Annotated in this window: 11 protein-coding genes; 9 read left to right on the plus strand and 2 right to left on the minus strand. The window is 65.4% G+C overall.

Features of this window, described 5'->3' with window-relative positions; genetic code table 11:
* The first annotated feature begins 224 nt into the window (after positions 1 to 224).
* Positions 225 to 2,498 carry an arginine/lysine/ornithine decarboxylase gene (locus K5880_RS02125; RefSeq protein ID WP_297648109.1) on the plus strand — a complete coding sequence of 758 codons (2,274 nt, stop codon included), beginning with the start codon at positions 225 to 227 and terminating at the stop codon, positions 2,496 to 2,498.
* A 9-nt stretch (positions 2,499 to 2,507) separates the two neighbouring features.
* On the opposite strand, the gene K5880_RS02130 is transcribed toward K5880_RS02125, so the two are convergent.
* Positions 2,508 to 3,365: a DNA ligase gene (locus tag K5880_RS02130; protein WP_297648494.1), complete on the minus strand. Its 858-nt coding sequence runs from the start codon at positions 3,363 to 3,365 to the stop codon at positions 2,508 to 2,510.
* A 14-nt stretch (positions 3,366 to 3,379) separates the two neighbouring features.
* Positions 3,380 to 4,177: an enoyl-ACP reductase FabI gene (gene fabI, locus K5880_RS02135; protein ID WP_297648111.1), complete on the minus strand. Its 798-nt coding sequence runs from the start codon at positions 4,175 to 4,177 to the stop codon at positions 3,380 to 3,382.
* A gap of 37 nt (positions 4,178 to 4,214) precedes the next feature.
* Between fabI and K5880_RS02140 the strand changes: the two genes are divergently transcribed.
* The 8 genes from K5880_RS02140 (at position 4,215) to nusA (ending at position 13,104) form a co-directional block, all read left to right on the plus strand.
* Positions 4,215 to 6,083 (plus strand): extracellular solute-binding protein, encoded by a 1,869-nt coding sequence (locus tag K5880_RS02140; protein ID WP_297648114.1) that lies wholly within the window; start codon positions 4,215 to 4,217, stop codon positions 6,081 to 6,083.
* 5 nt (positions 6,084 to 6,088) lie between these two features.
* Positions 6,089 to 7,114 (plus strand): ABC transporter permease subunit, encoded by a 1,026-nt coding sequence (locus K5880_RS02145; RefSeq protein ID WP_297648117.1) that lies wholly within the window; start codon positions 6,089 to 6,091, stop codon positions 7,112 to 7,114.
* Positions 7,114 to 8,148 carry an ABC transporter permease gene (locus K5880_RS02150; protein WP_297648120.1) on the plus strand — a complete coding sequence of 345 codons (1,035 nt, stop codon included), beginning with the start codon at positions 7,114 to 7,116 and terminating at the stop codon, positions 8,146 to 8,148. The genes K5880_RS02145 and K5880_RS02150 overlap by 1 nt, the downstream gene beginning before the upstream one ends.
* Entirely contained in the window at positions 8,145 to 9,758 is a 1,614-nt protein-coding gene (locus tag K5880_RS02155; protein ID WP_297648123.1) for an ABC transporter ATP-binding protein, read from the plus strand. Before K5880_RS02150 ends, K5880_RS02155 begins: the two co-directional genes overlap by 4 nt.
* Before the next feature lie 63 nt (positions 9,759 to 9,821).
* Positions 9,822 to 10,577, plus strand: coding sequence for a DUF2189 domain-containing protein (locus tag K5880_RS02160; RefSeq protein WP_297648125.1), 756 nt, complete (start codon positions 9,822 to 9,824; stop codon positions 10,575 to 10,577).
* 3 nt (positions 10,578 to 10,580) lie between these two features.
* The gene (locus K5880_RS02165; protein ID WP_297648127.1) at positions 10,581 to 10,802 is read left to right on the plus strand and encodes a DUF2788 domain-containing protein; all 222 of its coding nucleotides are present in this window, start codon (positions 10,581 to 10,583) and stop codon (positions 10,800 to 10,802) included.
* 151 nt (positions 10,803 to 10,953) lie between these two features.
* Entirely contained in the window at positions 10,954 to 11,553 is a 600-nt protein-coding gene (gene rimP, locus K5880_RS02170) for a ribosome maturation factor RimP (protein ID WP_297648129.1), read from the plus strand.
* Between the two features lie 51 nt (positions 11,554 to 11,604).
* Positions 11,605 to 13,104, plus strand: a complete 1,500-nt coding sequence (nusA, locus tag K5880_RS02175) for a transcription termination factor NusA (RefSeq protein WP_297648131.1) — start codon at positions 11,605 to 11,607, stop codon at positions 13,102 to 13,104.
* Positions 13,105 to 13,115 lie beyond the last annotated feature (11 nt).

Genomic DNA, 13,115 nt, shown 5'->3' on the forward strand with positions numbered 1-13,115 from the left:
ATGCGTGCTCCTGTCTCGGGAACGAAGGAAAGGGAGATGGGCCTTACAGGGCCCGGCCGGTTGTAATGTATGTCTGGCCTGCGCCACATTCTGCGTCAAAAGACCGGCGTGTTCCGCGGCGCGCCACACGATTTCCGTACACTTCGCGCCTGCTTTGCCACCGATGCGGTCCTCGACCCCGGTGCCTTTCCCCCGTAGCCGGCGTTGTGCGGCTGGAGAACCACATGAAATTCCGCTTTCCCGTCGTCATCATCGATGAGGACTTCCGCTCGGAGAACACCTCGGGCCTGGGTATCCGTGCGCTGGCGCAAGCCATCGAGGCCGAGGGGTTCGAGGTGGTCGGTGTCACGAGCTACGGCGACATGAGCCAGTTCGCCCAGCAGCAGAGCCGCGCCAGCGCGTTCATCCTGTCGATCGACGACGAGGAGTTCAGCCATGGCGAGGACACCGACCCGGTGGTGCTGAACCTGCGCAACTTCATCGACGAGGTGCGCCGCAAGAACGCCGACGTGCCGATCTACATCTACGGCGAGACCAAGACCAGCCGCCACCTGCCCAACGACATCCTGCGCGAGCTGCACGGCTTCATCCACATGTTCGAGGACACGCCGGAGTTCGTGGCACGCCACATCATCCGTGAAGCCAAGAGCTACCTCGAGGGCATCCAGCCGCCATTCTTCAAGGCGCTGCTCGACTACGCCGAGGACGGCTCCTACTCCTGGCATTGCCCCGGTCATTCGGGCGGCGTGGCCTTTCTCAAGAGCCCGGTGGGCCAGATGTTCCACCAGTTCTTCGGCGAGAACATGCTGCGCGCCGACGTGTGCAACGCGGTGGAGGAACTCGGCCAGTTGCTGGACCACAACGGCGCCATTGGTGCCAGCGAACGCAACGCGGCGCGCATTTTCAATGCCGACCACTGCTTCTTCGTGACCAACGGCACCAGCACCAGCAACAAGATGGTGTGGCACCACACGGTGGCGCCGGGCGACGTGGTGGTGGTGGACCGCAACTGCCACAAGTCCATCCTGCACAGCATCATCATGACCGGTGCCATCCCGGTCTTCCTCAAGCCCACGCGCAATCACTACGGCATCATCGGCCCGATCCCGCACAGCGAGTTCGAGATCGAGGCCATCCAGGCGAAGATTCGCGCCAATCCGCTGCTGGCCGGTGTGGATGCTGCCGAGGTCAAGCCGCGCGTCCTCACCATCACGCAGTCCACCTATGACGGCGTGCTCTACAACACCGAGGCCATCAAGCAGATGCTCGACGGCTACGTGGCCAACCTGCATTTCGACGAGGCCTGGCTGCCACATGCGGCATTTCATCCGTTCTATGGCAACTTCCACGCCATGGGCAAGAAGCGTGCGCGGCCGATGGAGTCGGTGGTGTATTCCACGCAGTCCATCCACAAGCTGCTGGCGGGCATCAGCCAGGCCAGCCATGTACTGGTGCAGGACTCGCAGAACGTCAAACTCGATCGCCATCTCTTCAACGAGGCCTACCTGATGCACACCAGCACCAGCCCACAGTACGCGATCATCGCCAGCTGTGATGTGGCTGCGGCCATGATGGAGCCGCCCGGAGGCCGCGCGCTGGTGGAAGAGAGCATTTTCGAGGCCCTCGACTTCAGGCGCGCCATGCGCAAGATCGAAGCCGAGTTCGGTAACGACGACTGGTGGTTCAAGGTCTGGGGTCCGGATGACCTCGCCGAGGAAGGCATGGGCGAGACCAGCGACTGGATGCTCAATCCGAACGACGCACCCGGTCGCAAGGACTGGCACGGCTTCGGGGACATGGCCGCGGGGTTCAACATGCTGGACCCGATCAAGGCCACCATCGTCACCCCGGGCTTGAACCTGGACGGTCGCTTCGAGCCCGAGGGCATCCCGGCTTCCATCGTCACCAAGTTTCTGGCGGAACACGGCGTGGTGGTGGAGAAGACCGGCCTGTACAGCTTCTTCATCATGTTCACCATCGGCATCACCAAGGGCCGCTGGAACACCTTGCTCACGGCCTTGCAGCAATTCAAGGACGACTACGCCAAGAACCAGCCGATGTGGCGCATCCTGCCCGAGTTCTGTCAGAAATTCCCGCGCTACGAGCAGATGGGCCTGCGCGACCTGTGCCACCACGTGCACGCCCTGTATGCCCGCCACGACATCGCCCGCCTGACGACCGAGATGTACCTGAGCGACCTCACACCGGCCATGAAGCCTTCCGACGCGTTCGCGCACATCGCGCAGCGCACCACCGAGCGCGTGCCGATCGACGCGCTGGAAGGCCGTATTACCACCAGCCTGGTCACGCCGTACCCGCCGGGCATTCCGCTGTTGATCCCGGGCGAGGTGTTCAACCGCAAGATCGTCGACTACCTGAAGTTCGCGCGCGAATTCAACCTGCAGTGCCCGGGGTTCGAGACCGACATCCACGGCCTGGTGGAGGTGGTGGATGTGGACGGGCGCAAGAGCTACTTCGCCGACTGCGTGAAGGCCTGAGGCCGTTGCTCAGCGCGCGGCGTCGGGTCGCACCCGCACGAAGCTGGCAAAGCGCGGCACGCCGCTGGCGGTGAGCCCGCGAAACCGGTAGGTCACCCACTCGCCCACGGCGGGTGGTTTCTCCCGCTGGGCGTCAGTGAAACCGGTCCCCAGTCGAAACCGGACGCCATCACGCGTTTGCACCTCCAGGGCACCCATGCGGCCGGCGTGGCGGCCCTGGCCCGGCAGGTGCGCGATCACGCGGGCCTCGGCGTCTTCATGGGTTTTGACCTTCAGCAGGTCGTCGCTGCGAACAGCCCGGTAGGGCGCGTCACCGCGGTGCAGCATCAGGCCCTCGCCGCCGTCCTTCACCATGCGGTCGAGGCGTTCCATGAGCTCGCCGTGGCTGGCCACACGCTCCTGCGGCACGGCCTGCACCCAGGGCTTGTTCAGCCAGAGGACCAGCGCGCGGTAGGCCGTGATGCGGTCGGTGAACAGGCCAGGATGCGCGGGCAAGTCGAACACCATGAAGCGGATGCGTTGCCAGGCCTTGTCGTCGGGCGTCTGCTGCCGCACGGTAGAGAGCGTTTCCTCAAACTGGCCGCGCCCAGCCCAGAGTTCGCCGTCCATGGCCTCGGCGGGCCAGCCCGCGGTGAACCACGCCGGCGCGGCGATGATTTCACCGCCGCGCGTGCGCAGCCGCTGCCCGTCCCAGAAGGCGCGGAGGCCGTCGTATTTTTCGCTGAGCCAGTAGGCGTCAAGCGCAATGCCCGGGCGGTAGACCCCGGCCAGCATGAGCGCCGGCGCATCGGCAGCCAGGGCCGCCGGCGGCAGGGCGGCGCCGGCCAGGGCCAGCACCAGCCCGCCCAGGAGCTTGCGCCGCTGCAGGCCCACGCGGGACCTCAGAGCATGGCCTGGCTGTCGCGGCTCACGCCGGTGGTCTGCGCGTAGCCACCATCCACATAGGTGATCTCGGCAGACACGCCCGAGGCCAGGTCCGACAGCAGGAAGGCGGCGACGTTGCCCACCTCGTCGATGGTGATGTTGCGCCGGATCGGGGCCGCGCTGGCCACCAGGTTGAGCAGCTTGCCGAAGTCCTTGATGCCGCTGGCCGCCAGCGTCTTGATCGGGCCGGCGCTGATGCCGTTGACGCGCATGCCCTTGGGGCCGAGCGACTCCGCGAGGTAGCGTACCGAGGCCTCCAGGCTCGCCTTGGCCAGGCCCATGGTGTTGTAGTTCGGGACGGCACGGATTGCGCCCATGTAGCTCAGCGTGAGCAGCGAAGCCTTGTCGTTCAGGTAGGGCAGGGCTGCCTTGGCCATGCCCGGAAAACTATAGGCGCTGATGTCGTGCGCGACACGGAAGGCCTCGCGGGAGAGGCCTTCGAGGAAGTCGCCGGTGATCGCCTCACGCGGGGCGAAGCCGATGCTGTGCACGAAGCCGTCGAATCTGGGCCAGGTCTGCGCCAGGTCGGCGAACATCTTGTCGATCTGAGCGTCGTCGGCCACGTCGCAGTCGAAGATCAGCGTCGAGTTGAAGTCCGCGGCGAATTCGGTGATGCGGTCCTTGAAGCGCTCGCCGACGTAGCTGAATGCCAGCTCGGCGCCCTGCTGATGGCAAGCCCTTGCGATGCCGTAGGCGATGGACCGGTTGGACAGCACACCCGTGATCAGCAGCTTCTTGCCAGTGAGAAAACCCATTTTCAGTCTCCAGAGAAAAATCCAGCAGAATTGTCGCATGCGCCTATCTGCTCCCCGTCCCCACAGCCTCGTCGCCACGCTTTGCGTGGCTGCGGCGCTGGTGACGTTGAGCCCGGCCAGTTGGGCGGCCCACGGGTATGCGCTGTGGGGGCAGCTCAAGTACCCCGACGGCTTCACCCACTTCGACTACGTCAACTCCGCCGCGCCCAAGGGGGGCGAGCTGCGGCTGGTCAGCAACCAGCGCATCTCCACCTTCGACAAGTACAACCCGTTCACGCTGCGCGGCAGCGCGCCTGCCTACCTGTCCAACCTGTTGTTCGACTCGTTGCTGGCGGGCTCGCTGGACGAGAACGGCGCGGGCTACGGCTTGCTGGCAGATGATGTGAGCGTCGCATCCGACGGCCTCTCGGTCACCTTCCGTCTGCGCGACACGGCGAAATTCCACAACGGTGATCCTGTGCTTGCTGCAGACGTCAAGCACAGCTTCGACACCTTGTTGGGGCCTTACACCTCGCCCGCCTACAAGACCATCCTGCAGGACGTGGCCGGCCTGGATGTGCTCGGCGAGCGCACGGTGCGCTACCGCTTCAGGCGTCCCAACCGCGAACTGCCGCTCACCGTGGGCGGCCTGCCGGTGTTCAGTCGGGCCTGGGGCGACCAGATCGATCCGCAGACCGAGAAGCGCAAGACCTTCGACAAGGTCGTGACCGACGTGCCCATCGGCAGCGGGCCGTACAAGATCGGCCCGGTGCAGTTCGGCAAGGACATCACCTATGTGCGCGATCCGGCGTACTGGGCGCGCGATCTGCCCGTGCGCCGGGGCACAGCCAACTTCGACCGCATCACGGTCAAGATCTACAAGGACAACACCGCACGGCTTGAAGCCCTCAAGGCCGGCGAGTTCGACCTGATGCGCTTCTTTTCGGCGGGTGACTGGGCGCGACGCGTAAACGGCAAGCGCTTCGACACTGGTGAACTGGTCAAAGGTGAGTTCAGCCACCGCCTGCCCATGGGCTTCCAGAGCTATGTGCTCAATACGCGACGGGCTCCGCTGGACGACATCCGCGTGCGCGAGGCACTGGGCCTGGCGGTGGACTACGAGTGGATGAACCGGCAGATGTTCTACAACGCCTACCAGCGAGTGCAGGGCCTGTTCGGCAACACCGACTGCGCGCCGCAAGGCAGCCCCGCGCCGGACGAACTGGCGCTGCTCGAGCCCTGGCGCAAACAGCTGCCGCCCGCGGTGTTCGGGCCGATGTACCAGCCGCCGCGAACCGATGGCGAACAATCCCTGCGCGACAACCTCAAGCGGGCCCAGGCACTGCTGAGGGAGGCGGGCTGGACGGTGCGGGACGGGCGGTTGCGCAACGCGCAAGGCGAGGCCATGTCGCTCGAATACCTCGACAGCGCGGAAACCGGTGCGCGCGTGGTCACACCCTGGATCCGCAACCTGAAAAAACTGGGCATCGAGCTGCGCTTCCGTCCGGTGGATTTCGCGCTGTACCAGCAACGCCTGCGCGGATTCGACTTCGACATCGTGTCGATCGCCTACGGCGGCACGAACAACCCGGGCGCCGAATACGCCGACCTGTTCGGCAGCCAGGCGGCGAAGACGGCGGATTCCGGCAACTTCTCGGGCGCCGCCAGTCCGGCGGTGGACGCCATCATCCGGCGCATGACGGAGGCAGACACCGAAGACGGGTTTCTCGCCGCCTGCCGCGCGCTCGACCGCGTCATCTCCCACAGCCACTACCTGATCCCGCAGTGGACGGCGACCACGCACCGCATGGCCTACAACGCGTGGCGCCTGGACCGGCCCAGGGACATGCCGCCTTACGCCGCGGGCGAGACCTGGGCCATCGACACCTGGTGGGCTCGAAATCCCATCCATACCAGGAAGCCCTGAGCACCATGTGGGTCTACATCCTCAAACGCCTGCTGCTCATGATCCCGACACTGTTCGGTGTGCTGCTGCTGACCTTCGTGGTGATCCAGTTCGTGCCGGGCGGTCCGGTGGACCAGTACCTGGCCGAGGCACGTGCCGGTGCCGGCACAGGGGCGGAGGGCGGCTCGGTTTACCGCGGTGCGCAGGGTGTGGACCCGCAGCGGCTCGAGCAGATCAAGGCGCTCTACGGCTTCGACAAACCCGCCCACCAGCGCTTCTTCGAGATGCTGGGCCGCTTTGCGCGGTTTGACCTGGGCAACAGCTTCTTCCAGAACAAGCCGGTGAGCGAACTCATCATCGAGAAGCTGCCGGTGTCCATCACGTTGGGCTTGTGGACCTTCCTCATCAGCTACGGCGTGGCCGTGCCACTCGGGGTGGCCAAGGCGGTGCGCGCGGGCTCCCGCTTCGATCTGGTGACCACGCTGCTGGTGCTCGTGGGGTATGCCATTCCGGGCTTCGTGCTGGGCGTGGCGCTGCTGGTGATCTTCGGTGGACAGCTCCAGTGGTTCCCGTTGCGCGGGCTGACCTCGTCGAACTGGGACGAACTGAGCTGGGGCGCACGCATCGTCGACTACCTGTGGCACATCACCTTGCCGGTCACGGCCATGGTGCTGGGCAGCTTTGCGGTGACGGCCATGCTGACCAAGAACGCGTTCCTGGAGGAGATTCGCAAGCAGTATGTGATGACCGCGCGCGCCAAGGGTCTGGACGAGCGCCAGGTGCTGTGGAAGCACGTGTTCCGCAACGCACTCATTCCAATCATCACCGGCTTTCCGTCGGCCTTCATTGGCGCCTTTTTCACAGGCGCGTTGCTGATTGAAACCTTGTTCTCGCTCGACGGCCTGGGCCTGCTGAGCTATGAGAGCGTGATCCGGCGGGACTATCCCGTGGTGATGGGCACGCTGTTCCTCTTCACGCTGATCGGCCTGGTGACCAAGCTGATCTCCGACCTTTGCTACGTGTGGGTCGACCCCCGCGTGAAGTTCGACTGATGGCCGCCGCGTCGATGAGCCCCGGCCGGCGTGCCTGGCAACGCTTCAAACGCAACCGGCTGGGTTACTGGAGCCTTGTCATCTTCTGTGTGCTGGTGGTGGCAAGCCTGTTCGCCGAGGTCTTGTCCAATGACCGGCCGCTGGTCGTGCGCTACGAGGGCAAGACCTACTTTCCCATCGTGCAGGACTATCCCGAAACCGTGTTTGGTGGCGATTTCGAAACCACCACCGACTACCTGGACCCCTTCATCCGCCAGCAGATCACCCGGGGCGACAACTGGGCCCTGTACGCGCCCAACCCCTACGGCTCGCAGACCATCAACTACTTCGCGGAAATGCCCAACCCCTCGGGGCCTAGCATGGCCAACTGGTTCGGCACCGACGATCGGGGGCGTGACCTGTTGGCGCAGCTGCTTTATGGCTTTCGTGTGAGCGTGCTGTTCGCGCTGGCGCTTACCGCCATCGGCGTGGTGCTGGGGGTGATCACCGGCGCCATTCAGGGCTTCTTCGGCGGCAAGACCGACCTGGCCTTCCAGCGTTTCATTGAAATCTGGGGCTCCATGCCGGAGCTGTATCTGCTCATCATCTTCTCGGCCGTGTTCGCGCCCAGCATCAGCCTGCTGCTGATCCTGCTGAGTCTTTTCGGCTGGATGGGTCTGTCGGACTACGTGCGCGCCGAATTCCTGCGCAACCGACAGCTCGACTATGTGCGCGCGGCGCGCGCGCTGGGTTTGTCCAGCTGGCAGATCATCTGGCGCCACGTGCTGCCCAACAGCCTCACGCCGGTGGTGACGTTCCTGCCCTTTCGCATGAGCGCGGCCATCCTGGCACTGACCTCGCTCGATTTCCTGGGCCTGGGCGTGCCACCGGGCACGCCCTCGCTGGGCGAGCTGCTCAGCCAGGGCAAGAACAACATTGACGCCTGGTGGATCTCGTTGTCCACCTTTGCCGTGCTCGTGCTCACGTTGCTGCTGCTGACCTTCATGGGCGACGCCCTGCGCGATGCGCTCGATCCCCGCAAGGCTGACCAATGACCAATGCGCCCGTGTTGCTCGACGTCAGAGGCCTGCGCGTGGGCTTCGGTGAACACGCCGTGGTGCACGGTGTCAATTTCTCCATCCGCGCGGGCGAAAAGCTCGCCCTGGTGGGCGAATCGGGTTCTGGCAAGACCGTCTCGGCGCTCTCATTGCTGCGGCTGGTACACAACGCGGAGGTCTCTGGCGAGGCCTGGCTGAACGGGCGGGACCTGCTCGGCATGACCGAGCACGAATTGCGAGGCGTGCGCGGCGATGAGGTTGCCATCGTGTTCCAGGAGCCCATGAGCGCGCTCAACCCGCTCTATACCGTAGGCGACCAGATCCGCGAGGTGTTGCAACTCAAGAAGGGCCTCACGCCCCGACAGGCCCAGGCAGCGGCGGTCGAGTTGCTGGCCTCCACGGGCATTCCGGAGCCGGCGCGACGTGCCAATGCCTTCCCGCACCAGCTCAGTGGTGGCCAGCGTCAGCGGGCCATGATCGCCATGGCGCTGGCCAGCACGCCGAAGCTGCTGCTGGCCGACGAACCGACCACCGCGCTGGACGTGAGTCTGCGCGGGCAGATCCTGGACCTGCTGGCCGACCTGCAGCGCCAGCACGGCATGGCGGTGCTGCTGATCACGCACGACCTGAACCTGGTGCGCCGCTTTGCCGACCGTGTGGCCGTGATGGAGCGAGGCCATCTGGTGGAGCAGGGTACGGTGGCCGACGTGTTTGCAGCGCCGCAACATGCCTACACGCAGATGCTGCTGGCCAGCAAACCCGAACGGGACGTGGTGCCCGCCCTGGCGCCCGCAGTCGACGCCACGCCCGTGCTGCAGGCCCAGGGCTTGCGCGTGAGTTATCCGGTGCCCGTGCCCGGCCTGCGCGGCTGGTTCAAGAAGGGTGAATTCGTGGCGGTGCGGGGCGCCGATCTGAACCTCGCCCCGGGTCAGACCCTGGGCGTGATCGGCGAATCGGGCTCGGGCAAGTCCACCCTGGCGCTGGCCGCGCTGGGCCTGTTGCCGCACCAGGGCAGCCTGAGCGTGACCGGCACTGACTGGCAACAGGCCCAACGAAGTGGTCAGTCCCGCGCCCTGCGCCAGCGCATCCAGGTGGTGTTCCAGGACCCGTTTTCCTCCCTGTCGCCGCGCATGACCGTTGAACAGATCGTGGGCGAAGGGCTTCTGGTGCACCAGCCCGATCTGTCGGTGCTCGAGCGGCGCGAACGCGTGGTGCGGGCGCTGGCCGACGTAGGCCTGGTGGACGATCCGGCCCGGGGTGGCGACTGGCTCCAGCGCTATCCGCACGAGTTCTCCGGCGGGCAGCGCCAGCGCCTGGCCATTGCCCGGGCGCTGATCGTGGAGCCGCGCCTGCTGGTGCTCGACGAACCCACCAGTGCGCTGGACGTGACCGTGCAGAAGCAGGTGCTGGCCCTGCTGCAACGGCTCCAGCGCGAGCGCGCCCTGAGCTACCTGCTGATTACGCACGACGTGGATGTGATCCGCGCCATGGCCCACCAGGTCGTGGTGATGAAGGACGGCGTGGTGGTGGAGAGCGGCAGCGTCGAGCAGGTGCTTCAGCGCCCTGAGCATCCGTACACGCGCGTGCTGGTGCAGGCCGCGGCCTGAGGTCCCCCTTCGCTTGATCTGCATCAGGGGCCACGTGCGGGCGCAGCGTTATAAAGACGCGCCATGACACCGACACAAGCCGTCACACTGCGATCGCCACTGCGCTGGCTGGCCCTGGGCTGGGCCGACCTGTGGCGCAACCCCTTGCCTGGCCTGATGCACGGACTGCTGATCGCCGCCTTCGGTGGCGTGCTGCTCTGGGCAGCACGCGACCGGTTCTGGCTGCTGGCCGGTGCCTTTTCCGGCTTTCTGATCGTTGCTCCCGTTCTGGCGACAGGGCTGTACACCGTCAGCCGTGCCCGCGAGGCAGGACGCAGCGTCGGCCTGGCCGAGGTGCTCGCGCTCTGGCGCTCGGGTGATGGGCGGCTGGTGCGCTTCGGCCTGCTGTTGGGCCTGGCTGGAACCGGCTGGGTGCTGACCTCGGCCGGCCTCATCACCCTGTGGTCGCCCGTGCCCATTCAGAAGCCGCTGGATTTCCTGCGTCACGTGGTGCTGGAGCCCCGACTGGGCCTGTTCGAGGCCTGGCTGCTGCTCGGCGCCCTGCTGGCGGCGCCGGTCTACGCCTCCACAGTGGTGGCACTGCCCCTGCTGGTGGACACCCCTTTGCCGGTCGGTCAGGCCGTGGCGCAAAGCTGGCGCGCCGTGGCCAGCCATCCCGGCCCCACGGCCGTATGGGCCGTGCTCATCGTGGTGCTGGTCGGCGTGGGCATGCTCACGGCGTTGCTGGGCCTGGTGATGACCATACCGCTGGTCGGTCACGCCAGCTGGCACGCCTACCGCGATCTCGATGCCAGCACCGGCCGACGGGCGGGTGCCTGAGCGATGGAGCCCACCGTTTTCGGCTTCACGGAGAGCCAGATCGCCCAGTTCGGCCTCACGTTCGGTGTCGGTGCGTTCATCCTCTACATGCTGTTCATCGTGTTCAACCTGGCCCGCGAGTCCAAGGCGGGGAAATTCGGTACCTTCGTGCTCTTCCTGGTGCTGTCATTCGGCATGCTGGGATTTCTGGCAAAGAACCTGATCCAGTGGGTGCTCAACATCTAGGGTCTGGCTTGCAGTGACGCGCAGAAGCGTTACAATGCGAGCTTCACGACCAAATGGGCGGGTAACTACCGGCCCATTTTTTTTGGCTGAACGCTTTTGGCCCGTGGTCATCCACGGGGCGGCAGGAACACAGGGCAAGACACCACACGCAATGGCTTGGCAAGACACCGTAGAGCAAACCGTCACCGGACTGGGTTTTGATCTGGTGGAGCTCGAACGCTCTGCCGGTGGCTTGCTGCGGGTCACGATCGACTGGCCCTGGCAGGCGCCGGATGCAGGTCAGCCGGTGCCCGCCGAGCGGTTTGTGACGGTGGAAGATTGCGAGAAGATCACGCGGCAGCTGCAGTACCTGCTGGAGGTTGAGGGTCTGGAATACCGGCGACTCGAGGTCGGTTCACCGGGCATCGACCGGCTACTCAGGAGCGAGGCCGATTACGTGCGGTTCGAGGGCCATGTGGTGGACCTCACTCTGAAGGCGCCGATCGGCGTGACCGGGACCGACGTGGCGGCCAATCGCAAGAAATTTCGCGGCACGCTGGAACGTGCCGCCGATGGAGTGCAGTGGCAGGTGGTGTGGAGCGATGCGCCAGAACCCAAGCCGGGGCAGCGCGTGAGCAAGAAGCGCGCGCCCGCGCCACTGCAGGCCATGACTTTTTTGCTGGATGACGTCCAGCAGGCGCGCCTGGCGCCGATCGTGAACTTCAAGGGCCGTCAGGCCCCCGGCGCGGCAGTGGCCCCCGGCGATGAATGAGAGCAACCGTTGTGACCCAGAACAAGCTATTCGGAAAGGTGGGCGAGTGAAATGAACCGCGAAATGTTGATGCTGATCGATGCGATCTCACGCGAGAAGAACGTCGAGCGTGACGTGGTGCTCGGCGCCGTGGAACTCGCGCTGGCTTCGGCCACCAAGAAGCTCTACAAGGGCGAGGTCGACATCCGTGTTGCCATGGACCCGGACACCGGCGCGTACGAAACCTTCCGCCGCTGGCTGGTCGTGCCCGACGAGGCGGGCCTGCAGAACCCGGATGCCGAGGAGCTGCTGACCGACGCACGCGAGGAACTCGCCGACATCGAGGAAGGCGACTACATCGAGAAGCCGGTGGAAAGCGTGCCGATCGGCCGCATTGGCGCGATGGCCGCCAAGCAGGTGATCCTGCAGAAGATTCGCGACGCCGAGCGCGAGATGCTGCTCAACGACTTCATGTCGCGCGGCGACAAGATATTCGTTGGCACCGTCAAGCGCATGGACAAGGGCGACCTCATCATCGAGAGTGGCCGGGTCGAGGGCCGCCTCAAGCGTGGCGAGATGATCCCGAAGGAAAACTTCCGCACCGGCGACCGAGTGCGCGCCATGATCATGGAAGTGGACCTGACGCTGCGCGGCGCGCCGATCCTGCTCTCGCGCTCCGCCCCGGCGTTCATGATCGAGCTGTTCCGCCAGGAAGTGCCCGAGATCGAACAGGGCCTGCTCGAGATCAAGACCTGCGCCCGCGATCCCGGCTCGCGCGCCAAGATCGCCGTGCACAGCAACGACCGCCGCATCGACCCCATCGGCACATGCGTCGGCGTTCGCGGCTCGCGCGTCAACGGCGTGACCAACGAGCTCGCCGGTGAGCGCGTGGACATCGTGCTGTGGTCCGAAGACCCGGCGCAGTTCGTCATCGGTGCCCTGGCGCCGGCCAACGTGGTCTCCATCGTGGTGGACGAGGAGCGCCATGCCATGGACGTGGTGGTCGACGAGGAAAACCTCGCCATTGCCATCGGCCGGGGCGGACAGAACGTGCGCCTGGCGTCCGAGCTGACGGGCTGGCGCATCAACATCATGACGGCCGACGAGTCGGCGCAGAAGCAGGCCGAAGAGGCCGACGGCATCCGCAAGGTGTTCATGGCCAAGCTGGACGTGGACCAGGAAATTGCCGATATCCTGATCGAGGAAGGCTTCACCAGCCTCGAGGAGGTGGCCTACGTGCCCCTGCAGGAAATGCTTGAGATCGAGTCGTTCGACGAGGACACGGTCAACGAGCTGCGAACCCGAGCCAAGGATGCCCTGTTGACGATGGAGATCGCGCGGGAAGAGAGCGTCGAAGAGGTCTCGCAGGACCTGCGCGACCTCGAGGGCATGACCCCAGAACTGATCGCCAAGCTGGCCGATGCCGGTGTGCACACCCGCGATGACCTGGCCGACCTGGCCACCGATGAACTCACCGACATCACCGCACAGACGCCTGAAGAGGCCACGGCGCTGATCATGCTGGCACGCGCGCACTGGTTCGCCGGTGACGAAGCGCAATCCACAAACTGACCAGCGGAGGC

It is taken from the genome of Hydrogenophaga sp. (genome assembly GCF_025699295.1).
Classification (GTDB): Bacteria; Pseudomonadota; Gammaproteobacteria; order Burkholderiales; family Burkholderiaceae_C; genus Hydrogenophaga.

Excerpts from the sequence above, each read along its gene's own strand:
- K5880_RS02125 (WP_297648109.1), top strand. The coding sequence starts at position 225 with ATGAAATTCCGCTTTCCCGTCGTCATCATCGATGAGGACTTCCGCTCG.
- fabI (WP_297648111.1), bottom strand. The coding sequence starts at position 4,177 with ATGGGTTTTCTCACTGGCAAGAAGCTGCTGATCACGGGTGTGCTGTCC.
- K5880_RS02140 (WP_297648114.1), top strand. The coding sequence starts at position 4,215 with ATGCGCCTATCTGCTCCCCGTCCCCACAGCCTCGTCGCCACGCTTTGC.
- K5880_RS02145 (WP_297648117.1), top strand. The coding sequence starts at position 6,089 with ATGTGGGTCTACATCCTCAAACGCCTGCTGCTCATGATCCCGACACTG.
- K5880_RS02150 (WP_297648120.1), top strand. The coding sequence starts at position 7,114 with ATGGCCGCCGCGTCGATGAGCCCCGGCCGGCGTGCCTGGCAACGCTTC.
- K5880_RS02155 (WP_297648123.1), top strand. The coding sequence starts at position 8,145 with ATGACCAATGCGCCCGTGTTGCTCGACGTCAGAGGCCTGCGCGTGGGC.
- K5880_RS02160 (WP_297648125.1), top strand. The coding sequence starts at position 9,822 with ATGACACCGACACAAGCCGTCACACTGCGATCGCCACTGCGCTGGCTG.
- K5880_RS02165 (WP_297648127.1), top strand. The coding sequence starts at position 10,581 with ATGGAGCCCACCGTTTTCGGCTTCACGGAGAGCCAGATCGCCCAGTTC.
- rimP (WP_297648129.1), top strand. The coding sequence starts at position 10,954 with ATGGCTTGGCAAGACACCGTAGAGCAAACCGTCACCGGACTGGGTTTT.
- nusA (WP_297648131.1), top strand. The coding sequence starts at position 11,605 with ATGAACCGCGAAATGTTGATGCTGATCGATGCGATCTCACGCGAGAAG.